This window comes from Pedobacter xixiisoli (genome assembly GCF_900215335.1).
GTDB lineage: Bacteria > Bacteroidota > Bacteroidia > Sphingobacteriales > Sphingobacteriaceae > Pedobacter > Pedobacter xixiisoli.
Window position 1 is genome coordinate 129864 of the sequence record NZ_OCMT01000003.1, and the last position, 23861, is coordinate 153724.

At 41.8% G+C, this 23861-nt stretch carries 24 protein-coding genes; 6 read left to right on the forward strand and 18 right to left on the reverse strand.

The genetic code is table 11. From position 1 onward, the window contains the following. Positions 1-9: 9 nt before the first annotated feature. From traJ to CRO54_RS12850, 12 genes are all read right to left on the reverse strand, one after another. The gene (traJ, locus tag CRO54_RS12795) at positions 10-1071 is read right to left on the reverse strand and encodes a conjugative transposon protein TraJ (RefSeq protein WP_097132471.1); all 1062 of its coding nucleotides are present in this window, start codon (positions 1069-1071) and stop codon (positions 10-12) included. A gap of 3 nt (positions 1072-1074) precedes the next feature. Then, on the reverse strand, positions 1075-1746 hold the full coding sequence (locus tag CRO54_RS12800; RefSeq protein WP_097132472.1) for a hypothetical protein: 672 nt from the start codon (positions 1744-1746) through the stop codon (positions 1075-1077). After that, on the reverse strand, positions 1724-2341 hold the full coding sequence (locus tag CRO54_RS12805) for a hypothetical protein (protein WP_097132473.1): 618 nt from the start codon (positions 2339-2341) through the stop codon (positions 1724-1726). The genes CRO54_RS12800 and CRO54_RS12805 overlap by 23 nt, the downstream gene beginning before the upstream one ends. Positions 2342-2347: 6 nt before the next feature. Continuing rightward, positions 2348-3031: a conjugal transfer protein TraI gene (locus tag CRO54_RS12810; protein ID WP_097132474.1), complete on the reverse strand. Its 684-nt coding sequence runs from the start codon at positions 3029-3031 to the stop codon at positions 2348-2350. 66 nt (positions 3032-3097) lie between these two features. Then, a complete protein-coding gene (locus tag CRO54_RS12815; RefSeq protein WP_097132475.1) occupies positions 3098-3934 on the reverse strand; it encodes a hypothetical protein in 837 nt (278 codons plus the stop codon). Positions 3935-3945: 11 nt separating this feature from the next. Then, positions 3946-6414 carry a TraG family conjugative transposon ATPase gene (locus CRO54_RS12820; protein WP_097132476.1) on the reverse strand — a complete coding sequence of 823 codons (2469 nt, stop codon included), beginning with the start codon at positions 6412-6414 and terminating at the stop codon, positions 3946-3948. Between the two features lie 64 nt (positions 6415-6478). Then, positions 6479-6811, reverse strand: coding sequence for a DUF4133 domain-containing protein (locus tag CRO54_RS12825; RefSeq protein ID WP_097132477.1), 333 nt, complete (start codon positions 6809-6811; stop codon positions 6479-6481). Between the two features lie 11 nt (positions 6812-6822). Then, a complete protein-coding gene (locus CRO54_RS12830; protein ID WP_097132478.1) occupies positions 6823-8250 on the reverse strand; it encodes a hypothetical protein in 1428 nt (475 codons plus the stop codon). A 1-nt stretch (position 8251) separates the two neighbouring features. Continuing rightward, on the reverse strand, positions 8252-13774 hold the full coding sequence (locus tag CRO54_RS12835; RefSeq protein WP_097132479.1) for an Eco57I restriction-modification methylase domain-containing protein: 5523 nt from the start codon (positions 13772-13774) through the stop codon (positions 8252-8254). A 33-nt stretch (positions 13775-13807) separates the two neighbouring features. After that, positions 13808-14239, reverse strand: a complete 432-nt coding sequence (locus tag CRO54_RS12840) for a hypothetical protein (protein ID WP_097132480.1) — start codon at positions 14237-14239, stop codon at positions 13808-13810. 18 nt (positions 14240-14257) lie between these two features. Continuing rightward, positions 14258-14587: a DUF4134 domain-containing protein gene (locus CRO54_RS12845; RefSeq protein ID WP_097132481.1), complete on the reverse strand. Its 330-nt coding sequence runs from the start codon at positions 14585-14587 to the stop codon at positions 14258-14260. A 115-nt stretch (positions 14588-14702) separates the two neighbouring features. Beyond that, entirely contained in the window at positions 14703-15161 is a 459-nt protein-coding gene (locus tag CRO54_RS12850) for a hypothetical protein (RefSeq protein WP_138765821.1), read from the reverse strand. Between the two features lie 321 nt (positions 15162-15482). Here CRO54_RS12850 and CRO54_RS12855 point away from each other — a divergent pair, with 321 nt between their 5' ends. Beyond that, positions 15483-15953 carry a JAB domain-containing protein gene (locus CRO54_RS12855; RefSeq protein WP_097132483.1) on the forward strand — a complete coding sequence of 157 codons (471 nt, stop codon included), beginning with the start codon at positions 15483-15485 and terminating at the stop codon, positions 15951-15953. Positions 15954-15966: 13 nt separating this feature from the next. Here the strand turns inward: CRO54_RS12855 and CRO54_RS12860 are convergent, their stop codons facing one another. Then, a complete protein-coding gene (locus CRO54_RS12860) occupies positions 15967-16899 on the reverse strand; it encodes a hypothetical protein (RefSeq protein ID WP_097132484.1) in 933 nt (310 codons plus the stop codon). 368 nt (positions 16900-17267) lie between these two features. Further along, complete coding sequence (locus CRO54_RS12865; RefSeq protein WP_097132485.1) at positions 17268-17510, reverse strand: helix-turn-helix domain-containing protein; 243 nt, start codon at positions 17508-17510, stop codon at positions 17268-17270. A 263-nt stretch (positions 17511-17773) separates the two neighbouring features. On the opposite strand from CRO54_RS12865, the gene CRO54_RS12870 reads away from it, so the two are divergent. Together CRO54_RS12870 and CRO54_RS12875 are read left to right on the forward strand one after the other, a co-directional pair. Next, a complete protein-coding gene (locus CRO54_RS12870) occupies positions 17774-18100 on the forward strand; it encodes a hypothetical protein (RefSeq protein ID WP_097132486.1) in 327 nt (108 codons plus the stop codon). Continuing rightward, positions 18090-18392 carry a lipoprotein TP_1001-related protein gene (locus CRO54_RS12875; RefSeq protein ID WP_097132487.1) on the forward strand — a complete coding sequence of 101 codons (303 nt, stop codon included), beginning with the start codon at positions 18090-18092 and terminating at the stop codon, positions 18390-18392. Before CRO54_RS12870 ends, CRO54_RS12875 begins: the two co-directional genes overlap by 11 nt. Before the next feature lie 149 nt (positions 18393-18541). On the opposite strand, the gene CRO54_RS12880 is transcribed toward CRO54_RS12875, so the two are convergent. Continuing rightward, positions 18542-18772, reverse strand: coding sequence for a hypothetical protein (locus CRO54_RS12880; protein WP_097132488.1), 231 nt, complete (start codon positions 18770-18772; stop codon positions 18542-18544). Positions 18773-18858: 86 nt separating this feature from the next. Here CRO54_RS12880 and CRO54_RS12885 point away from each other — a divergent pair, with 86 nt between their 5' ends. Then, a complete protein-coding gene (locus tag CRO54_RS12885; RefSeq protein WP_097132489.1) occupies positions 18859-19458 on the forward strand; it encodes an RNA polymerase sigma factor in 600 nt (199 codons plus the stop codon). 54 nt (positions 19459-19512) lie between these two features. Here the strand turns inward: CRO54_RS12885 and CRO54_RS12890 are convergent, their stop codons facing one another. Then, positions 19513-19929 carry a hypothetical protein gene (locus CRO54_RS12890; protein ID WP_138765822.1) on the reverse strand — a complete coding sequence of 139 codons (417 nt, stop codon included), beginning with the start codon at positions 19927-19929 and terminating at the stop codon, positions 19513-19515. A 32-nt stretch (positions 19930-19961) separates the two neighbouring features. Next, a complete protein-coding gene (locus CRO54_RS12895; protein ID WP_097132491.1) occupies positions 19962-21299 on the reverse strand; it encodes a restriction endonuclease in 1338 nt (445 codons plus the stop codon). 146 nt (positions 21300-21445) lie between these two features. Here CRO54_RS12895 and CRO54_RS12900 point away from each other — a divergent pair, with 146 nt between their 5' ends. Beyond that, positions 21446-21817: a hypothetical protein gene (locus CRO54_RS12900; protein WP_097132492.1), complete on the forward strand. Its 372-nt coding sequence runs from the start codon at positions 21446-21448 to the stop codon at positions 21815-21817. Positions 21818-21884: 67 nt separating this feature from the next. Here the strand turns inward: CRO54_RS12900 and CRO54_RS12905 are convergent, their stop codons facing one another. Beyond that, positions 21885-22334, reverse strand: a complete 450-nt coding sequence (locus CRO54_RS12905; protein ID WP_097132493.1) for a hypothetical protein — start codon at positions 22332-22334, stop codon at positions 21885-21887. 168 nt (positions 22335-22502) lie between these two features. Between CRO54_RS12905 and CRO54_RS12910 the strand changes: the two genes are divergently transcribed. Further along, positions 22503-23672, forward strand: coding sequence for a FecR family protein (locus CRO54_RS12910; protein WP_097132494.1), 1170 nt, complete (start codon positions 22503-22505; stop codon positions 23670-23672). Positions 23673-23861: the final 189 nt, after the last annotated feature.

The following is a 23861-nucleotide window of genomic DNA, read 5'->3' on the forward strand; positions in this document are numbered from 1 at the left end:
AATTGATTTTTAGTTACTCATTACCTTAAATGGTGAAGTTGACACCGTATTGAATGTAGCGGTCGTTTTGCTCTGCAGTGCACCACCACCACCTGCCTGTACGATGTAGCTAGCTACACTCGGCACACTGAAATAGCCTATGATGCCCATGATCATAAATATGATATAAGCAGTATCGGTTTCGCTGAAAAAGGAGGGATCACCATTGGCCGCGATTTCAGTAATGTCCTTTTTGAGCATCTCTTCCTGAATCTTCCCAATGATCGCCCCGAAAATATTTGCCACTGGCAACCACAGAAAAATATTGATATAACGGGCAAGCCACGCAGTCAAGGTGTGCTGAAAGCCGTCAAAGACTGCCAGACCGAACACCAGCGGACCGAGAATCGACAACACCACCAGCTGAAAGGTCCGCAGCGTGTTGATAATCAGGGCAGCCCCTTCGAAGATGATCCGCAGTATCTCACTAAAAAGCGATCTGATATAGAACTTGAACAGGAACCAGATCTTTTGGCCATTGAACTTGAAATGGTTTCCGATTCCCTCCAATAGCCCTTCGCTTGATGGATCCGCCCCATCGTTATTGTAGCGGTACCAACGATCCTGGTCACCCATGCCGTCCATGCCCACGTACATCTGCCATGCATCCGTATTGATCATGGCTTCCTGTCTTTTTTGAAGAAGTACGCCTATGGCAGCATTTGAATTGTCAACCATTGCCGACGTTCCGGTAACCGTCGGTTTCATAATGGTATTGATCAATGCCAGAACACTGGGAAATATCATGATACAGAAGCCGAGGACAAAAGGCCTGAACAGCGGATAGAAATCGATCGGCTCCGCTTTGGAGATATGGTTCCAGACCCTGTAGGCAATATAAAAGGTAGCAGCAAAACCGGCAATTGCCCTGGACACGCCGATCAGTTCGCTGCACAGCGGCATCATCTGCTCATAGATGCTATCCAACAATTGGTGCAGCCCCGCAACGCCGCCATCCGTTGATTGTCCATAAGTAAGGACAGGTGCTAAAAGAAGTACCATTATCCCGAATATCTTAACTGATTGTCCCATGATCTAAAATTTAATACCGTAAAGTTTTTCTATAGCTTGCGCATCGGATTTCTCAGCCATTCGTAACTTGGAAAGTGTGCTGGCAGAGCTGTTGAATTTCTGTAGGAAACCGAGCTTGTTTTCCATTTCCAGGTAAATCCTGTCAATCGCCTGGAGCCTTTCGTCATCAGACATTCGTGTCTTACCTGAACTGAGTATCGTCGTCAGTTCCTGAAGGTTCTGGAAGCTTTGGTCAAGCAGCCGTTTATGGACATTTGCCATATAGGAAAGTTCACTGCTGCTGAACTGTTTATTCGCAGTAAAACGGGCGTATGAATTACGACATTCAGAAACAAGGCGATATTGGTACTGCATAGTTGTCGCCACACGGCTATAGTTCCTTACCGTCGGGCTGACATTCAATAAACCATTCAGGTGGTTGCTGTGAATCGTGAAATCATCTTTGGAAATATTCTTGATCTGCTTGTACCCCTGACTCACTATCTGGTAACCATTCCTAATCTGGTTAAGCATCGTCCGCATCTGATTCAGCTTTTGGATGTTCAATGCCAATTGCTGCGCTTCCTTGGTTTGGGCGTTGCCGTTGTTGATGATTGCTAAAAGCAGAAACACCAACATATTTAATGCTATTGTTCTCATATCAAAGCTATTTTCAGTTTTTAATAGTTGGGCCATACAGCCCACGCAATTGTTCTATGTCAGTTCGTTCTCGCTGTCTGGAAAAGCGTAGAACTTCGATATCGCTGCAGTATGTCTTGGTAAAGCGGAACACGCCGACCATACGGTCGTACAATTGATCAATCCGCTGCAATCGCTGTCCATCAGTCATTTTGTATTGTCCGGTAATGACAACCTGATCGAGGTTCCGGAGGATCTCCCTGCAATCTGCTAGTACCTTGTTATAGGTTCGGTTCATTTCCTCGACCTCGCTGTGCTGATATAGACCACTTGCAACAGCATTTTTGATCGTAATCTCAAATGTTCTGCGAACGGCCTGGTTCATCGTTTTGATGTCCTGTGCCTTATCACTGTTCCTTACATTTCCGTTTACTTTTAAAAGCGAAGAGAAATAGTTGTCGAAGAGTTGGAAAGTACCGTTCTTATGCCGACTGATTTCCCGTAGTCCGCTTTGATCGGTATTGTTCTTTTCACGAGCAAGACTGTTTTGAAGTTTTAGCTTGATCATTTGCTGTAATTGTACTGCCCGTTCCTGTGCATTGGCGCTATTCATCCCGAATAGGACCGTTATTATCATCAATAATGTTTTCATAATTGTTTAATTATTGATCCCATAAAGAGACCTGATCTTATCAATATCCTGTCTGCTTTTTGCTCTTGATAGGCTCAATTGGATGTTAGTGGCATTGAACCGTCGCATGTCATCGTAATTGCGCTGCACATCCTCGCCGATTTCATTGGTCAGCTCCATTCGCTTGGCATTGCTCATCTGCGTGGTATAGGAAGTGGTGATCAAACGCAGATTTTTAACATTTTGCAGCGTCTGTTTAGTGATCCCGGAGTAAACTCGTTGCATCTGCTGTAGTTCATGAGCAGAAAAATTTCCATCCTTTTTCAATAACTCCCAGGTCCTACCGTATTCATTGGTGATCCTCCACTGCATTTGCATAATATCCTTTACCCGCTGGTAATCGCGGATCACATCGTTTACTTTTCTTAGCTCGTCAAAATATTTTTGGTATTGCTCTTTTTGTTTCTTGGACCATTCCGAAATCTCGTTAAGGCGTTGGCGTGCCATCTCGTTTTCCATTTTCTTCTGCGCATTCTGCAGGTCAAGTGTTTTGTTCTGTAGCTTTTGGATCTTAATATCCACTGCCTTGATAGCCTTCACTACGATCGCTTTAATAAGTCCAATAATACCGGCCTGCGCCTGATTAGTTGGAAGGATGAGCAGTATCGCAAATGCCATAGCCATCATTACTCTTTTGATATACTGTTTCATGATACAGATTTTTGAATTACTAATCTTTTTGATCGGTTGTAGGTTATTCAGCTTTTCTTTGGAAACTCACAAGCCATTCGACCTTAGTCTTTTCCTATTATTTTTTTTGGGTTTAGCACGATTTTCTACTGTTGTTTTCTCGATCGCTTTCCTGCCAATTTTATTAGTTTCCAAAGGAACCTGTTTGGCAGTATGCTGCATTTTTAGGTCTGCATAAAGCAATGCAAAGCGGGGATTTGTACCTCTCAGAAAATTACAGCCTACGGGATCGAGTTCACGAAGCGCAGGTACTTCGACTATAAGAACATTTTCGTGATCTAGTTGCCAGCCGTTTCGTAGCGGATCTTGTACAGCACCCTTTTTGGTGTCATAAAACAGGCGGAAGAATCCTTCCTCTTCCATGAAATAATCGTGTTGAAACTGATTAAGTTCGATTTTGTCATCCCCATTCACCGCCGTTAGCCAGTTATTAAGTACGTCAACCTCGTATCTTTTATCTCCAAGATCAATCGTTACCGGGACACCGCGCATACGCTCATTGAATACTTCCTGATCCACCATAATTTCAAAGTCAGTCTTAAACGCAATGTCTTCTGGAGTACAATTGTATTTACTGCACATTCCCTCCGGATCGATTACTCCAATTCGCGGAATATTTACCACAAAGGCTGGGCTCGGGTCCTCAACACCATCCATCATCGCAAAAAACTGATCTTTTGTTTTCATGTAACTGTGGTTTTTAGCCGCTTTGTTGTATTCGAACTCGTAGTGCGATCGGTGGTCGGTCATGGTATCAAAATATATTTCGTTCCGCGGATTGTCTTTATCGATCAGCGCTATCTTTTCGATATCGAATAAAAACGTATCTCCCGCAATGAGTACGATTGGAAAATCCTTTTTCATAATTTCTGATTTTAAGCCCTTATTCTAAGATCATCGGCCATTGCCATGATCCCTTTTCTTATATCGCCACCGAAGCGCTCGGCGTACTCCATCAGTGTCACCTTTTCGGTCTGTTCGGTCGTGTAGGCCAGATATTCTTCAAGGCTTACCTCGATTCGGTAGACTGCACTATGCGTCCCACCAAGGCCAATAAAAACCTCCTTGTAAGTCTTTGTTGGATCATTTGCCTTATTTACCGACAGGACCATTGCTTTTTGCTTATCCGTAAGCGCCAACAATTCCTGGATCAGCTCAAACTTGTTCTGGTATTTAGATTGGTCCAACAAGATCTTACAGTCAGAATTATTGATAATTGCCTGCTTGACAATTGGAGAGGAAATGATGTCCTCGATGTCCTGGGTAACCACTATGGCTTCGCCAAAAAACTTTCTGACAGTCTTGAATAGATACTTTATATACTCCGCAAATCCTTCTTTCATTAACGCCTTCCAAGCCTCTTCGATCAGAATCGTTTTTCGAATTCCTTTGAGGATTCTCATCTTACTGATGAATACCTGCATTATAATGATGGTCACAACTGGGAAGAGTATGGGGTGGTCCTTTATGTTGTCAAGCTCAAATACAATAAAGCGCTCATGAAGGAGGTCGAGGTTTTCGGTGGCATTGAGCAGATAATCAAATTCTCCCCCTTTGTAGTAGGGTCGTAGGACATACATGAAATTGTTGATGTCGAAATCTCTATCTTTAACATTTTCAGCCTGCAGAACGCCGATATAATGATCTTTTAGGAACTCATAAAAAGAGTCAAAGCATGGAAATACTTCCGGATGCTGTTCCAAAAAATCGAAAAATCCAGTGATGGCATTCGATAGGGCAACGTATTCTGCCCTTGTAAATTTTTCATCATCCTTTTTCCAAAGTGCCAGTAGCATTGTCTTGATACTCTCTTTCTTTTCTGTATCAAGCAGGTCTTCTTCGCCTAAGTAAAATGGATTGAACCGGATTGGGTTATCCTCGGAGTACGTAAAATAATATCCGTTTAACAATTCGCAAAGACCTTTATAACTATGCCCAACATCCACGATTACCGCGTGTGTCTCTTGTTCATGATAACTTCTCTGGAAGTGGTTTGTCAGGAACGATTTCCCAGATCCGCTGGGGCCTAAAATGAACTTGTTCCGATTCGTGATGATCCCTTTTTTCATCGGCTCATCGCTGATGTCCACATGCAGCGGCTTGCCTGTCAGACGATCTCCCAGACGAATTCCAAACGGACTTTGCGATGATCGGGAGCCAGTTTCCAGATTAAGGAAGCAGGTTGCCTGTTCCGCAAACGTGTCAAAGGTATCATTGATCGGAAAGTCCCCTGCATTACCTGGAATACCCGCCCAGAAGATTTGTGGAGCGCCAACCGTTTCCAGTTTTGCGGCAGCATCCATTTGTGTTAGGGCGGACGTGACCTGGTTTCGAAGATCCTTCAGGCCGTCCTTTCCGTCCGTCCAGGCAAGTACATTGAAATGTGCCTTGACGGGAAGTCGTTGCTGTATAATCGCTTCGTTCAGAAAATCGTTCACAGCATCCCTTGCAATTGCATTTTCACGGCTGTATGCTGAAAGCGATTGGAGACGTAGCTTTTTACTTTCCAATTGCTTCATTGTTTTTGCAGCGTCTTCGATGAAGATATATTGGCTATAGATATGGTTACAGGGCAAAAGCTGTCCCAAAGGACTGGCAAAACCAATCGAGAACTTAGTTCGATCGCTTGAATATTTTTCATAATTGATACGGCTGCTGCACTTGCCGGGAAGTGATTCAATATCTCCGAGGGTATATAGCTGGCAATATTTGTCACCGACCCTCAGCGATTCATCGAAACTGATATCGCCAACCAATAAGTCCGTATTTCGCTCGTTAAGGCACAGATACTTTTCCAGCAGTCCCACTTTCGTAGCCTGGCTCATAAGGTCCTCATTGCCCATTCGGGTTAAATGCACAAAACCGCTATCCTCTAAAATCCTCTTGAACTGTCCACAACTGTCCAAAAATTCTTGTAAGATTTTGCTGTCCAGCGTTTCCTCCGGTACAATGGTTCTACGCAGCAGATTTGAAAACAGGGACGTGGTAAATTTTCGTCCCTTTGGCAATTTAGTCAACATGATGTAGCAGCTGTGGTCGAGATACGGACGCTCATTAAAAAAGCGTTCGCTACTTCTGCTCAGAAAACTGGCATCTTCCTTACTAAAATCCGCCTCATACTTTGCCTCTACAAACCAATCCTGTTTACAGAGAATACTATGTTTGGGCAATACCTTGATCGCCTTCACCAATGCTTGGTGGACCGATTCGTATTCGGTATCCGAAAGCGAAAACACTTCCGGTAGATCCGCTCGATACACTATTGTCATATCGCCCTTTTTGCTCAGGATGCAGTCATGTTCCACATCCATAATCGGATACAATTCATCAATCACTTTTTCCATCTCACTTATCCTTTTTGGGCAGTGCCCGTATTTTCCTAATCCAATTCGTTACATCTTAATTTGCCTAGTCATCCTTCAAAGCTTTTTTGTTGATAAATATTGATCTGCTGTTAATCTTGATCACTTTGGGAACCTGCTTGCGTGCAAGTGCTTTCATCAGGCCGTGCTCCCCATATTTGTTGCTCATCGCATAGACTTTAGATAGAAGAACACCTGCAAGGATTGCCACTGTCATAAGGCACACCAGGGAAGGAATCCCAATGATATAGAGGATGGCAAAAAGAATAAGCAATCCTAATGCTCCAGTGCCCATATACCATATATACTGTGCCTTTAATCCCTTGAACTCAATGCTTTTATTGATGCCCTTATTTATTTCATATAAACTTGTTTGCATAGCTTGAATATTTATCTTCTCATTCCACGTTTTCTATTTACCTTTTGATCAACTTTCTGGTTGACAGTTTGCGTCAACTTCATCGTCTTGGCAACATGATGATTTTTTAATGGACCAAGCTCCATAACTTTCTCTGCCAAACTTTTATCGTATGTTTGTGCGTAGCCAAGCGGATCTACAAATTCTGGTGATGGTATTTCAACAATCATAAGGTCTTCAGCTAAGTCTCTGACTACTTCTTTTGTTTGACAATGCAGCAGAAAAACTTCGATGTCATCTTTAGTTCCTCTGATACTACCGTCCAGTTGAATTACTGGAAATTGATCATTATTAATCGGGATCAACTGATCAGAACTATAATTGATCCCATACAATTCTCCACTAATGTCAATTGTCACTTCTGCTCCTTTTAGTCTTTCGGCGAGAGCAGGTTGAAATAGCTTGGCTTCTTGATCATTCAAACCATGGACTTTAATACCTTGTAGATTATAGGCTTTGATGAACTCAGCTGGAAAAATGTTAATTAATTGAGGAATGGTTACGATCGGCCTCGCACCGTTTTGATCTCTAAAAAATGGATCTTTGGCACTGAAATTAAAGCTGTAGCTTCGTCCATCAAAATGAGCATCGGCTAGATCAATTATTACATCAGTATTCTCCTGCCAGATCAATTTATTATTCCGGATGTCAACAAAAAAAGATCCACCTGTCGTTTCCACTTGCAAACTACTGTCAATGAGCGGTTTTTCGACATTTTGACCGTCAATATCAATTAGACTCATGGTCTTAGCTACACGGTAGTTCTCCAAAGGGCCAATGTTGGTCACAATATTCCTGTAATCAATTTGATAAGTTTGAGCACAACCAACCGGGTCAATACTTAAAGGCTCCTTCATTTCGACAATTATTAAATTGTCATGTAAATCGTTAGCAACTCTTTTAGTCACTGTGTTCATCAAAAATATCGATTTTCGTTGGCCGAGCTTTCCTCCAATTTCCTCCATACTGATAGCAGGTATCTGGCTTCCCCGTAACGGTTCTAAAACATCTGCCCGATAGTTGACTCTATACAATTCACCAGCAATGTCTACTAGAGCAATTTCTCCGTTTAGTCTGTCAGCGAGCGCAGGTTGAAGCAATTTTGCTTCCCTATCGTTCATGCCTTTGATATCTATTCCTTCCAAGTGATAATGCTTGATAAACTCATTCCTGTCAATGTCAAGTAACTGTGGAACAGTGATCATGATCTTGTCAAGATCCTCAATTGCAAAACGGGGATTATACTTATCAAAAGCAAAATAATACTGTCTTCCATCAAAAACGGTTTGATCTAAGGGTACTTCAATTGTTGGGTCTTCTTTCCATACCAGTTTATTTTCTGCCATGTCAACGAAGAATTTCCCAGCAATTGTCTCTATCTCAATTTTCTTACTTTCCATTTTACCTCCTAAATTTTGTTCTCGTATTTCTTCGAATCTGAGCGTACATTTTTTCCTCGCCCCGGTCAGGCTGCAACTTCACGACCTTTCCCTCCTTAAGGATATCACTTGTGGTTGTTGGCAAGCAAACACCGTCAGCGATCGTTACCTCTTCAATAGGAGTATCTTCATTGCTTGGTCCCGATTGTATCTTTTCTCTGATTTCTTTTTCAAGTTCTTTAAGTGCTTTCTTAAATTCCTGCAGATCTTTTTCCCTCGTGAATTCCAAACTATTCAGTGCATTTAGATCTGCTATTTCTTTTTTTAGCGTTACCCCATCATTTTCGTATTTTTCTAATACCTGGTCAACCCGCGCTATAGCATTCAGGAAGTATCTTGCTGCCAATTTTGGATTTAGGATATTTGGTTCACCATTATTGTAATAATACTTTATGCCATTTGGATTGCGTTGTGCAAAGAGCATATTCTTGTCGTCATAAGCTCTGCGTTCAATATGCAGGTCATAACCATATAGAGACCCGATTCGCTGCGAGTCATTCAGATCTTTGGGCAGCCAACTATTATATACGTCAATGATATGATTGCCTAGAGCCTCACTATCATTACTCTTGATGCCTATCAGCCTTATCGGGTTTTCCTTGATGCCGTCTTTACTAAGCTTAAGCACGCTCTGATAATGATCACGGTCAATTTTCAGACGCACAATCATCTTAGCAGAACTAGCTAACTTTAATGTCTTATTCTCAATCTGCGATCTATTTCTGCTATGTTCATTGTAATGGATTTTTTTCAGCGACTCCAGGGCGGCGATCTTCTTTTCCAGCTTTGCCTTCTCCATTAGTGAGGTATCACCACTGAGTATGGCCAAATATTCGGCGAAGTTCATTCCAGATTTTTCATCCATTGCACCTTCGTCGATCGTCCTGACCTGTAACTGATTGCTCTTCATTTGGCTGATGAAAAATTGCTTATTTCTTAACAGATTAAACTTGTACGCGTCCAATGAACGTTCCGTAGCATAAACAAACACCTCGACCTTATTGTCCCGAAATTGTTTAGCGACCCAATTTCCCTGACGTGCTCCGCGACCATTGCGCTGTTCAAACTCCGAGGGTTTCCAGGGCGTATCAAGGTGATGGATCGCTACGATCCTTTGCTGTGAATTATTACCCGTTCCTAACTTTTCCGTACTGCCCAGCAGAACACGGATCTCGCCATTATTGACTTTAGTGAAAAGCTCATTTTTTTGACTACGTTTATAATTGTGCACAAATGCGATAGATTCCTTCGGAATGCCATATTCGTTAACGAGTTTCGACAACAGTGCCTGGTAAATATTGAAACCATCTGTTCCGGGCGTTCCCATGTCACAGAAAACCAATTGTGTGCCTTTGTACTCCTTGGTATCACTGTGGATCTGAGCAATTTTCTTTGCACAGACGCTGATCTTGTTGTTGGGATGATCAAAGTATCTGCTTTGGCTGATCAGGCGCATGTCCACTGCCAGCTTTTTCGCATAATTGGTAGCAATGAGCATACGCGCTTTATCTTCCTTCGAAGATAGTTTTGCCCGGCCCAAGTATTCGGCATTACCGGACTTAGCAAATTTCATCAAACGGTCTATAAACTCAACCTGCTCATCTGTTGGCTTGATGTTGACTAAAGTTTCCTCGATCACAGGCTTGTCCAACCTGATATGGTCTGCCGTTTTATAGTCGGCAATCTCATTGTAGAACATAGCAAGTTCAGGGACTTTGATGAAGAATCTGAACCGCTCTTTTACCACAATTTCATTCGCGACGTTAAATTCGAAATCACTGGTCTTTTTTGCATAGACGGCTGCCCAACCGTCAAAGTTTTCAATGCCCTGTGCTTCCAGTTCGCGGGGGCGCAAATAATAAAAGATCAAGTAAAGCTCTGTCAAGCTGTTCGAAATCGGTGTTCCCGAAAGAAAAGTCGCACATAAGTCCTGGTCAAACTTTTGCTGCAGCGTCCTTACGGCAAACAGCATATTCATCGCCCTTTGGCTTCCTTCGGAATTTCCAAGGCCAGCAACATTTCGGTGTCTGGTGGTGAAGGCTAAATTTTTGAACTTATGGCTTTCATCGACAAACAGATGGTCGATCCCTATATTCTGGAAAGTGATCCCGCTATCCTTGCGGTTGGCCATACGATCCTGCACTGTTTTAAGTTTGACAGCCAAGTTGTTTTTCTTCACCTCCAAACCTGTACGCATCTCCTTGGAAATCTCTTCGCCAAGATCTTCCAGTGTGTCTAAATCCTTTTCTACATTGTACAGCAAATCTCTAAATATTTGCTGCTGAATTTCTTCCGCCTGCTCAATCTTTTCGAACTGCTCATGGGTCAAAATCACACAGTCCCAATTATTGTTTTTGATCTCATGGAGCAACCTAACCCTGTTCCTAGGAGAGAAGTCATTTTCGTCGGGAGCGATGATATTGGCAGTTGGGTAAGCTGTCCGGTACGCTTCAGCGATCTGTCCGACATTCGACTGCAACCCCAGGATAACCGGTTTGTTGCAAATTCCCAAGCGCTTCATTTCGTAGGAAGCAACAATCATTGTCAGAGTCTTTCCAAGTCCCACTTCATGATCGATCAATGCCCCCCGATCCTGGATAATGCGCCAAACCGCATTTTTCTGTGAGGAATAAAGGTCATTGATCCCAAGTGCCTGGAGATCTAATCCGGGAAAAGTTAAGTGGCTACCATCATTCTCGCGAAGTTTGTAGCAATTGAATTTCCCGTTATAGATCGTTTCGAGTTCCACTTTCTTTTCAGGGGGCAGCTCATTTAACCATACGACAAATCGCTCCCTGATGTTTTCAATCTTCTGGTAAGCCAGTTGTATGGCATCGTTGTCAGGTCTACGGATTGTGCTGCCACCAATACCAGTTTCCTCTATCGTAAAATTCGGCGCGGTGTTTTCCAGGGCATGCTCCAAAAGGGTATATCCGTACATTTTTCTGCCAGACTTTGGAATTACGGCAAATTCGTTATCAACCTTGGTGTTTCTCTTTGCTTTAACTTTGAAGGTGTCAATAGAGGAGAAGAAGGCAATTTGGCATTCCGTTTCAAATAGCTGACTAGCAAACTCTTTGTAGAAAGTTACCGGAATCCATCTTTCGCCAAGATTAAAGTCCAGCAGCTCAAAAGGTATCTTTTCCGGTTGTGACCTTTCGAGAGCTTCTAGGCTGCGTTTGTACTGCACATTGGCTGCATCATCTTTTATAGCTGCGATTGTATCATGCAATTTTCGGACAACATTGCCACTTAGGAACTGATCTGCTGTTTCCCAATTATTTGTTTTCGGATTGAGGTAGATTAGATCGCCTAGTTTAACAATCGCCGTTTCGCTATCTACATCAAGTGCAGCAGCGATAATTTGCAGTTCTACTTTCCCGACCTTGTTAAGGCAATGTGCCAGCGCCAGGGCAGGCTGATCTGTCACAAACGTTTCCTCCTTCTTAACGGTAGAGGTGGTTAGGATATCCGCTTTTACAAATTGGTCTCCTGCTCGTCGTTCCAAAGAGGCTAAGACGATTAGGCCACAGCCTCGATCTTCCAGAATACGCCGACGGTTCTCCCTTGAATTTAGCGAGCCGAACTTGGAAACAAATTCTTCGTAATGGCTATCAAGCTCCATCCGTAAAATATCCGGAACAGGCTCAGCCGAAGCTTCCATTTGTGATAAGTGCATGTACTTATCCCTAAGCTGGCAGTATGATTTGTAGAACTGTAGGTTGGTTTGTATTGGTAATTGCTTAAACTCGGCCTTGCCAGCAACTTGGTCTAACTTTACAAGTTGGCCAATCTTATCGTTCTCGACCACTAGGGTACCCTCACGATAGTAGGATTTGACAATATCAACTCCAATTACAGCATTATGATGAAGGACGAAAGCATCGGTTAACAGTTGATCACCTTTATAGATGTATTGATGATTGAATTGTAACAAACGATCTGAAACTTGCTCGATGTGTTTTCTGATCTCTGTGCCTTGGTACCACTTATTACTGGTCGTAACTTCCTGCACATTGCTAAAAATCTTGTATCGGTACTGTTCGCTTTTTGTTGGTTTTGCCACGATCATTACAATCACTTCGTGAGCTGGTCGGTCAGTCGTACTGATGGTGCAGACAATCCTTGCACTATCTTTACGGATTTCTATTTTGTCCTGCTCCGTGAGGTATGCTTTTGCCTTGTCCAATATTTCAACTGGTGCAATATCGAAAAGACCCAATTGCACTGCAAACTGCTCCTTCACGGCCTCTTCCGGCATAGGTGCGTAGGTCAGTACTTTCGTTACAGTTGCTATTTCTCTAATTTCTTGGGTATGATGTTTTGGATATCTCGCCTTGACAAAATATAGATCTAGTCCCTCAGTTAGGATGCCGCGAAGTCTCTTTCCGACTTCTTCCAGTTTCGTTTCCTGCCAAATACGCTGATGTGGTTGTCCATACTGGTTTCTGTCTTCTGAGATTTTATCGCCGACAAGTAGCTCTGGTCGCTTATGTAGGTATTCGTTAACATGATACTCACCGAACTCATTTGTCCTGACAACGGTTTCTAAAAGTTCCTTCTCTGCAGCTGAAAGTACGGTTTTGTCATCGCGACGTTGTACGATCAATAGATGACTGGGCGCTTCGGTTCCGCCGGTATCCTTCATTAGATTGTCCGGCATCGCAGCTACTGCTAAGAAATCTGCCGACTTGAAAACATATTCCCTGGCATCCCGATTAGAGGGACTGTTCAAAAACCCATCGGTGGTCAGATAGCATAGAATACCCCCTTCGCTAAGTTTTTCAAGCCCTTTGGCGAAAAAGTAATTATGTATCTTACTGGTAATGCCCGACGGAGCGAATGTATTATCGTAGACTTTAAAGTTTCCAAAGGGGATATTGCTGACCACCAGGTCAAATTGTCCATCTTCTGTTTTTGGGGTTTCTTCAAGTCCCCGGATCTGTGTGGTAACTTTGTCGCCATGTGCCGAATTGACTGCCGTCAGGATCAGTCCAGTGAGTTGGTCTTTCTCCACGGCTGAAACATGTTTGATGTCTGGAAAAGCCTTGAACGCTTCTTCTACGAATATTCCGACCCCAGCTGATGGTTCGTAAATCCTTTGCGGTTTGATCCCGATAGTCTCTAACACTGAATAAAAGGTATTCGGGATCACTTCCGGAGTATAGAATGAAGTCAGGACACTATTTCGTAGTGAGCTGATCACCTGCTTGTACTGTTGATCACCAAAGTGTTTTCGTAGTGTTTGGTGGAGATCCATGATCTCTTCATACATGGCGCGGTCGGCTTTGGAAATGCCTTGCTTTTCCCATTGCTCCAATGGAGCTTCGGGATGCAAGATCGCTTTAATACCACCAAACCCCGAATACGCCCTTAACTTGGACAGTTCCAGAATGCTAAGCGTATTCCTTTCAACACTCCATTTCAGGGCAATCTTAATAGCCAAAATATTGGCCCGAAGCTTATGTAAACTATTGTAAGCCATCTTTCTACACTTATCATCAACACCATATTTATTTTAACCGAGGTAGTATTCTATTTCACCCATAATGGCATACCGCAGCGCCTTATTTCTGATTTGGTCCTGCTGATCTATACCAAATTTTTCGAAGTGCGATCTGCAACAATCCATCATGTTGAGCAGCTCATAATTCAGCATGTAACTTTGCTGTAGCGCTTCAAAGGCAATCGGAAATTCCTCTTCCAGGATTGACCTGATGAAAAGAAATTTTGATGGTTTTAGTTCAGCGGTCATTTGCTCGAAGCATATTTCTTGAACCGTGATCAACGCTAGTCCTCGATCCAATAGCTGTTCCGCTTCAGGTAGAACTTCAGCTACCTTTTGATCAAGGTATTCAGTAACCTTATAGTTTTCCTGGAGATCATACATCAGATCTGGGTTATGTTGTGCGATGTACTGCCACAACTGCTCCTTTAATGCCGTTTCCATGACTTTTGCTCTTTAAGTTTATACTCCAAAAAAGGCCCTGATCACCGTAGCGACTACTACCAGAAATACACACGCCCCGAACCACGCTGCCACTACCTTACCAGTATCCTGGTCTCCATTACTCCATTTCTGATATACCTTGATGGCTCCGATCAGCGCAACGATGGCTCCGATGGCGTACATCAAATTGGTTCCTGCACCGAAGTAGCTTCGTACTTCTTGATTTGCCTGGTTGATACCGGCAAGACCGTCCTGCCCGTAGACGAATATGCACAACATCGACTGTAGTGCGATCGCCGCAAGCATTAACTTAATTTTATCCCCACTGTTCCCACTGCTCATTTTCATCTCTCTTAAGTTTTAGGATTAAAAAAATGCGGAGTGCCCGCCGACACGTTAGCCCTACCCACTGCACAAATCTTTCTTCCTGGCCCGGTCGGGGTACGACACTCCGCTATGAACTTTACGCCTGGTTGATCCACCATTCATCTACATCCCCCACATCCAGGGTAAAAGTTCCATATTTTTCACACTCTGATACGATCAATTCGTTGATCGAGGAGCGGTAAAGTGAATGTTGCATATTTGGTCGAACGTTAAAGACATGCTGAATTCGAGCTTTTAGTTCCTCGAAGCTGACTACCCGCGTAGAGCAGTCCCTAATTTCACTGGTCAGTTGTAATACCAATTGCTCGATCTCTTCCAATTCATTGGTCTCTTGGCCATTTGATGACCCTCCTGCATCTGGCTCCACTTCCTCTACATCACTATAGAATGTTTCCCGTGCCAATTCACTTTTTCTTGTGGTCATTAGCTTTCTAAGCTCGGCAGGATAGTACCTGATCGCAACGTAGATGTAGTAGATCGTTAACAGCAACAACAGTGCGCCTATATATTGCATCCATGTTATATTACTCAGCATAATTTTGTCCTTTAGATTTGACCTGAGTGATCTCCCGTCTATAAACCATTGGAGATCAAATTTCTAAAGCAAAGTACGGGAGCAGCGAAAGGCTAAAAAAGGACGATTTTCGTCGTCTCTTTCGTCTCTCGCTGAAAATCAATGAGTTATAATGTTGTTTTTTTTCGATTGGAATTCATAACCGCATCAAGTTAGGCCCCGGTCTCGGAGCGCAGCAAGAAATTCCGCCATAATCGCTTGCACTTTTATTGCGTTGCTTCTTGCGCTTGCTCGCCCGGACCCTGCCCAGGCTGCAATTATTAATTCTTAATCTTTTTTATTATGAAAACGTTGATTGAAAATGGAAACTGGCAGGTAGCAGAGTTAGAACTGATCTACAAGACCAAAGTAAAACCTTCAGAAAGAATTCGGGTGAGCAGTTCATTCCAGGCATACAAAGTGTTTGAAGCGAATTGGGATTTCAACAAAATTGACCATATCGAACAGTCCAAAATGATAGTGCTGAATAATGCCCATAGAATACTTGGACTATTCGAACTGACCAGCGGAGGCATTGATAAGAATATCATGGATCCTCGAATGATCTTGGTCAATGCGTTGATGTTGCAGGGAACAGCGATCATTGTTGCTCACAATCATCCCTCGGGAAACCTTATGCCAAGTGACGCAGACATCAAGGCAACTACACGATTAAAATCTGCATGTTCCCTTTTAGATATCAAGCTTTTGGACCATATCATTATCACCAGTGAACACTATACTTCGCTAGCTGATGACGAGCTGCTGATATAGCAGCCCATTTCACTCAATAGCCATCTATTAATTTATCCATTTTCTTTAGAATGGATCTCGCTATCTCCTTATCTACAGTTTCTGCTCCATAAGATCTTGTACGCACTGCTTGGGGAGATAATCTATCCTTGGCTTTTGTCCTGACCTTCGAGACGATTTCCTTAAAAGCAGAGGTCATCGACTTTGAAACAATAACCCCTGCATCAATTGCAGCACGAAGCAAAAGCCCCAATATATCCGCAGACACACCAAGTTCTACTAGTAACTGCTCATTTTGTTCAATGATCTGATCAATTTCTCGTTGCTTGAACAGCTCCAGCTCACTATCCAGGTACTCAGCTTCATACTGGAACCACCGAGTAATCAATTCTGTTAGCGGAGGATAATTCTCGTAGAGAATGGTCTCGGGCTTAATGTGGAGCTGAGAGAACACTTTTTTATAGAAGTTCATCTGCTCGATCTTGGCTTTGGGATTAGGTTGGTCCTCGATACGTTTGGCCAACCAGTTCTCCAGATGTTTGGTGTAGGTCTTGCTGTTGTAGTTCATGTAGATCAACAGTTCATCAACTGGCGGATAGACATTGATGTCATGGTCATTCCAATCAATTCGCTCCAATTTGCTCACCAACTCTAACCTGTAAACAATTCTACGATAAAAATCTGTTCTGTATATCAGTTGTTCGTCATCAAGAAATGCAGTGAGTTTTTGGGTCAACATTGTGATAATTGGCTTGGAGTGCGGATAATTTGCCGTGTATACATTGACCTGCTCAAGTTTTGCGAGCAATTCCTCTCGGATGCGGGCCATAAGCGCCACAAAAATATCGTCCTTCATTCCCTGTAGCGTCTTAGTATTGGGGAACACCGCAGCTGCGACCAGCAGTTCCTTTAGCTCAGCAGAATAGCTATTCATAAAATCGTAGTGATCCTCAGTGAAATTTGTCATAATTACAATTTAAATGTTAAACCTGTAACTAGTGGGCAATGTAGATGATGGAAAAGTTGGCTGCTGGTTGCCTTTTTTAACAACCGTTGATTGAAAGGTACTTTCTCCCAGCTCACCTGTATCAATTCCGTATCCTGAGTAACAGCATAAGTCCGCAAATCAGGGTAATTCATCGCAAAATCTCGGCTCCACCTTGATATATCAATAGAAGGATCGATTTGTTACCCCGGAAATTAATCTATTTAAAGAAGAAGGATACGCAGAAAAGGGTCAATTGCAAAGAACTGAAAATTTAACATTTGAAAATTCGTAAAAAGTGGTGGAAAATGGAAGTTGATACAGAACAATAGCTAGTTTGAAGACAAATATCAAACCTCAAAATCAAATAGTTCCTGCATGGAAATATTGAGTGCTTTTGAAATTTTATAAAGATTAGAAAGACCAGTACTGATCTCACCTTTTTCGATCAATCTCAAATGTTTTTCATTGGTCTCGATCTCAAACGCCAACTGTACCCGAGAAATGTTATTTTGCTTTCTCAGGTTGTACAAATGTGCACCAAATGATTTCAGGTATGCTAATTCTTCGTCCGACATCTTTTCAAATGTCATTAATGCCCGTGGATGTTTTCGGTATTATTTTACCGAACTTTATATATATTTAACACCATCAAACTGAAACTGGATCAAAAATTATGATCCTTAGCATGTTACCAATGTAAGAGCTGTTACTGCTCTGCATCCCTTCCGGTGTAATCCGAAGGAGTACCATTATTCCTTGACATTCATGTCATGCTATTTTCTCAAAAATATAGGTGCCAAGCAAGGAACCTTTCAAGTATTTTATTTCTATTAAATCATTTAACACTATTCAAATGAAATTAGGTAATCTCCCGCATTTAATGTTGGATCTGGTCATTGCTGATTTGCTACATACCAAACTCTTGTATCGACAAACCGAATTGGGTGCAGATACGTCAGGATATGAATTCGACCATTGCACAATCGTCCTGTTACATGCCGGATTTCCAGCCGAGGAACATTCCAAGGAACTTAAGCAGTGGTACGCCGATCAAAAAGATAAAATCCAAGCAATCAACATTTCCCAATATTCACTTATATGCCAACTCGCAAAAGAAATTGTAAACAAGCTCGTCATCTGGGACCAGCACAAAGTCAATCTAGCTCCGGATGATAATTAAATTAATTAATGCAATAGACTGTGGTTTTCCAATAAAGCAAAGATTGGTTCTGCGGGTGCTGCAGGACGGGAACTTAGCAGGTTATGTGATCCGGATCGCTGGTTCTGGCAGGGAAATCTATCAGTTTCCATATCTTAAAGTCGCACGAACGGATTACATCATTATCTACTTCAAGCGTGGGGATAATTGCACGGAACAGTTTTATGATGCAACCTGTCATTTCTTCTATGCCGATCGTTGGGGAACATTGCCAGAAAATCTGAAACAATATGAGATCATAACTGTGCAATAACAGGAATATAATACGCGAATATGTTAAATTAATTCACTTATGTGTAACCGAAAGCTTTTTGTTATAGTTTTGTCTCAGTTGTCATACTATGGACTTGCTGCAATGCAAGCCATAAGTAAAAGAAAGAGGTGCTTAGAGTACCTCTTTCTCTATTCTTCGGCCTCTACATTGATTTTGTTATTGATGATGTTGGATAGATAGGAATGATAGGCATTGGCCGCATTTTGCCATTCCAGTTTAGTTTTTGCAAAATCATCCAACAGTTTCTTATCAAAGAAACCATTGCCTTCTTCCGAAAGCTTTTTATTGGCTTTTAGATGCGCATCGGATGTTTTCGCGAATTCATCATATAATTTTAACAGTCGCTCTTTTATGGTCATTTGCTCATTTCTATTTGAACTAAGATATTAATAATTTCGATTTTTAAAATCAATACTGTAAATTTGGATATAAGTGCCTGACACCGATGAAACTAACCAACTACACCGACGAACAATCGATACTTCTTCAATTAAAAGAAGGTAGTCAGCTTGCTTTCGAAAACCTTTACCACAGGTACTCCAAAAGGCTTTATTGGAAACTTCAAAAACTTGTTCATGATGAGGATCAAGCCGATGAAATCTTGCAGGATCTGTTTCTCAAAGTTTGGGAAAGGAGGGATCAGATAAATATTGAACAGCCTTTTGAAGCATATCTTCACCGTATCGCACAACGTATGGCAGTAGATTATTTTCGAAAACTGGAAAGACAGTCCAAGTTATACGAAAGTTATCGAACAGTGACTACCGAACTAACAGAAAATGTCGAGGAACTATTTGCTGCAAAAGAAACCCAAAACTTATTGAATGATGCGATTAGCCAACTGCCAGAGCAAAGACGGAGAGCTTTCAAGCTATGTAAGATCGAAGGCAAAAGCCACCAAGAAGCAGCGGAAATTATGAATATTAGCCCGAATACGGTACACAACCACCTAGTTAAATCAGTGAGTTTTCTTAAGGAAAGATTAGCCAATTCGGGCAAGGAACTTACGCCGTTTGCAATAATTTTACTTATCGAATTTCTATAATATCAAGATAAACAACCATGAGTAAGCTAAGCTGGATTTACTATTCTCTTTTCCTTACTGCACCAATCCCTTCTCACGTAATTCAAAAACCGAGAACATGGGCATAACAGAATTTTTTCCTTGCAAAGCTTTCAGTTCATCTTTCAAAAGTGTATTGATACGGGCGATATGCTGACTTAAGGTTTCCAATATATCTGTCGGAGCATAAATTCCCAAGGTTTCAGCTTTCCGGTCCATTACCAGATTTGCACGATCCAGTACAAAACGAGCATCTACCTCCGATAGCAAGACCGGAACCTCCGCTCTATTTATTAATACGCTAACCTGTTTAATGGCCTGTAATATTTCCTGAAAGATGATGCGGAGATCCGCATATTCAGCACTCCCGGCATATACTCCACCTTTCAGGGTCAATTCAAATTGTTCATTGTACATTTTATTTTGGTTTTGGTAATTATTAAATTGTATCATTTGCTCAATATGCATCCACAAGCTATACCCGATTAATCATTTCGTTTATTAGTAAGTAATGCTAAGCTTTCCTCCAGATAGCTTAAGAGTTCATGTTCATCCATTCCAAGATAAGGGGCAAGTTTTCCAAAAGATAGGTAAAACTGACGTACAACATCATAACTTTTACTAAACGCTCTAAGATAATCTGGCAATTTGCTCTGGAGCCAGTTTTCCAACCATTCGCGGGTAATCATTCCTTCCGTCAACAATTTCCGGGCAAACTGCTTCTGTGGAAGCTCCGGGTTCAAAAAACTATCCAATTCGATATAGATGAATACTTCCTTTAGTGCATCATGCGTTGCTGTTTCAAATTGATCCCACATTAACTCTATAAAACTACTGATCGCACGCTGTTTCACTTCGTTATTGAATTTACCTGCTTCCTTCAACTGCTCGACCATTTTACTTTCAAAGCTAACCTTAACTAGATTACTTATGCTAGGGTATCTTTTGATATACAATCCAGCAATTTCTTCAAGTGCGTAGAGCGTAAAAAAGGATGGAAGTTTCTCTCCAAAATAGAGTTCCTCTGTACCATTTATTTCTGGTCCAAATGGATCGATAATCGTAAAGAATTTCAGATAATTGTTTACCAAGTGTGACAATTTTACCCCTTTCTGTGAGAACCAGACCCGATCAATATTGGTAAGTACATAAACAAATACCCCTTTCCTTATTGCAGTTGATAGTTTGTAATATGCTGCTCTAAGTTCCTCGATCGGTACATCATCCTTTCTATTCAAGTAGCTAGTTATAAATTCTCGCTCTTCGAACCGGGCTTTTTCCACAAGCTCCTCCGGTGGTTGATAGCCTTTAACAAAATCTTCATAGGGATAGTGCACCATCGTATCATAGGAAAAAAGCTTAAGGCAATGCTCAATGTATTTTGACAAGGGTGGACTACCAACCTGAAAAATTAGGTCGATGTCATCTCCATGGATCACGATCACATTTTGTCTTCGTCCACGGTTCAATGCAGAAATAAAGTTTTCACTCAGTTTGGTCCTGGAAATGAAGATCCCTAAAGTTCCCTGGAATTTATTCTCAATTTTTCCTATGAAACTAAAAAGTTCAGAAGCCGCAAGATTACTTTTCACCCACTTCACTTCGACTAACAAAACTCGGTTCCAAATTTCTACGGCTCCGTCCACCTGTTCACTCCGGTTGTCATTGGAGTGGTATCCTCTTTTGAGTAAAGTAGTTTCGTCTTCAAAGATATCATTGATAAGTTCCTCAAATTGGAGACCCCGCTGCCTTTTTATTGCAAGATCCTTTACTTCATCTATCTGCTTGAGCAGCTCAAACTTTTCTATAAACCGAACGTCCATTCAGCGAATAATTAATAAATGACATGAAATTACTACAAAATGAAATATTGTAGTTCTGTCAGTAGTCACTTTTCTTTTGATAAGCGTAATACTAATAAATGGTTAGGCGCCTAAACCACAAATCACATTAATAACCATTTAAATCAATGAAAGAAAATTTAACACCTGATGGCGTTGCGGCAAAGATCGCGGCAATTTATGCTATGACCACCCACAACCGCCTAGCGGAAGCAGCCGCTGTCGAAAACAGTTTTAAAACCTGGATCTCTGATAATTTCAATTTGGATGCAAATCAGACTACGTACTTGTCTGGAATTGGATCTGCGGCGGCAAGCAACTTTGGCTATAACTGCGGTATCGCATTTAGAAACATGCTGCAAATTGCTTTAATAATTCCGACACCACGAACGCCGCCAACAAAATGGCTAAAGATGACCAATAACATCTTAATTGCCACTGACGACAATGGAGCCTACGAAGCAACAGGTTCGCTCACCTTTGCGTACGAATATCGTTAAGTTAATTCTATGTATATCCGGCATCTTAGATTGTCGGATATACATTAATCATAACCTTAGACATATTTTAGTTAAGGTTTTGTCGACGTATTTTTATTTGTTCCAGTGCCCTAACATGAATAAATTGGGCATTATCATAATCGTCCATGCTTTCCGCACTGTCTTCTAAGCTCGAATAAAATGTGGAAATTGCTTTAAGGTCCTCTTTCACGGATCCTGCCTCACAGTTCTCTATGAAATCAACGGCGTCCACTACTAGCCTGAAAATAGGAAGTGGTCCCAAAACGTTGTCGCTTATAAAAAGTACGTAGACATGTACAATGTCATTTTCAAGATAGCTGGCAAATATCCCCACCTCTTCGTACACATCCGATTTATCCTCAACTACAACGCCATAGAAATTTATAAGTACATTTAGCTTGAGGAGTTTACTGGTATAAGCTATTCTTCTTTCATCATTGTATAAGTCCTTTATGGATACAATGTGAATATTCTTTGAGGCGAATAATTTTTCCATAATACGAATTTACAATTTTATCAAACGCTGAATTTGCTGCTGCCAAAAAAAAGATCATTCACAGGCATTAAAGGTTCAAAGTACTAATGCTGCAATTTATTTTCGTTATCAATAGTCACTTTCTTCTCGACAAGCGTAATACAATTAAAGAGCAAACCTAAGCTTGATATGAAACGGATCGAAACACTTTACAGCAAGTATCTTGATGGCACTATAACTGACGCCGAAAAGAAAGAACTTTTTGACCGGATCAGAAATGCTGACGATCAAAGTTTGGAACAACTGTCCGAAAAATATTTGAGCCAAGAACCGCCGGAGGATCTTTCCTTTCTGCAGGAAAAGACGGATCGGGTGTTTTCCAAGATCAAAGGTCAGCTGAACTTGGAGCCGGAACCTAAGAAACACCTCATTTGGCATTGGCTTCCCTATGTTGCCGCAATCATCATTACCACTGCAGTATTTATCTTCATTGTGAACCAAAGGATCACCAGTAGAGTTAGATCAGGGGATTTTGTCCAAATCAGCGAAGACATTCCGGCGGGAACCAATAGAGCAACCTTGACTTTAGGAAATGGAAGATCCATTTCACTTGACCAGGCAAATGCAGGGCAGATTGCAGCCGAACAGGGAGTAAGAATATTGAAGACCGACGAAGGACAACTAGCATACGAGGTATTGGCTAACACTCCCAACTCGGCAGCCTATAATACCATTTCAACACCTAACGGTGGACAGTTTACCGTTACCTTGCCAGATGGAACTACAGTTTACCTAAATGCTGCGTCTACATTGAAATACCCTACAAGTTTCGTTGGTGCCGAACGTCATGTAGAGCTTTCAGGTGAAGCTTATTTTGAAGTCGCAAAAAATAAGGGACGCACATTTACGGTAAGTACAGACAAACAGAAAATCCAAGTATTAGGTACACATTTCAATGTGAATAGCTACCAGGACAACGGACAGATCATTACCACCCTGGCAGAGGGATCAGTAAAAGTAATTACCAGCACTGGGTCCAAACTTTTGATACCGGGACAGCAAACCATAGTCAATGCAAATAGCATCAAATTGCAGGAAGCTGATCTCGAAACTGCCATGGCATGGAAAAACGGCAGGATAGAATACAAGGATGCGGACATTCAAACCATCATGGCGGACGTTGCCAGATGGTACAATATTGAAGTGCATTACGAAGGCAGTTTGCCAGAACGACGGTTTATGGCAAGTATTCGAAGGGACGCAAATTTGGCGTCATTGCTAAAGGTACTGAGACTTAGTGATATCAATTTTGAAATGAGGCAGACGGCACAAGGCAAGCTGCTGATTGTCAAACCCTAAATAAAAGCATATAAATACAAGTGAAACCAAACTAACCGATTATTTAACCAAACATGTGAGCCTATGCAGTAGAAGACAATTTTTAGAATTTAGATAGTTAATAAGATCCAACATAAAAAAGGCTGGAAGTGCTACAACACAACCAGCCAAACGTTGGGGTCTTATGCTCATCGACTTGAAACAACAATG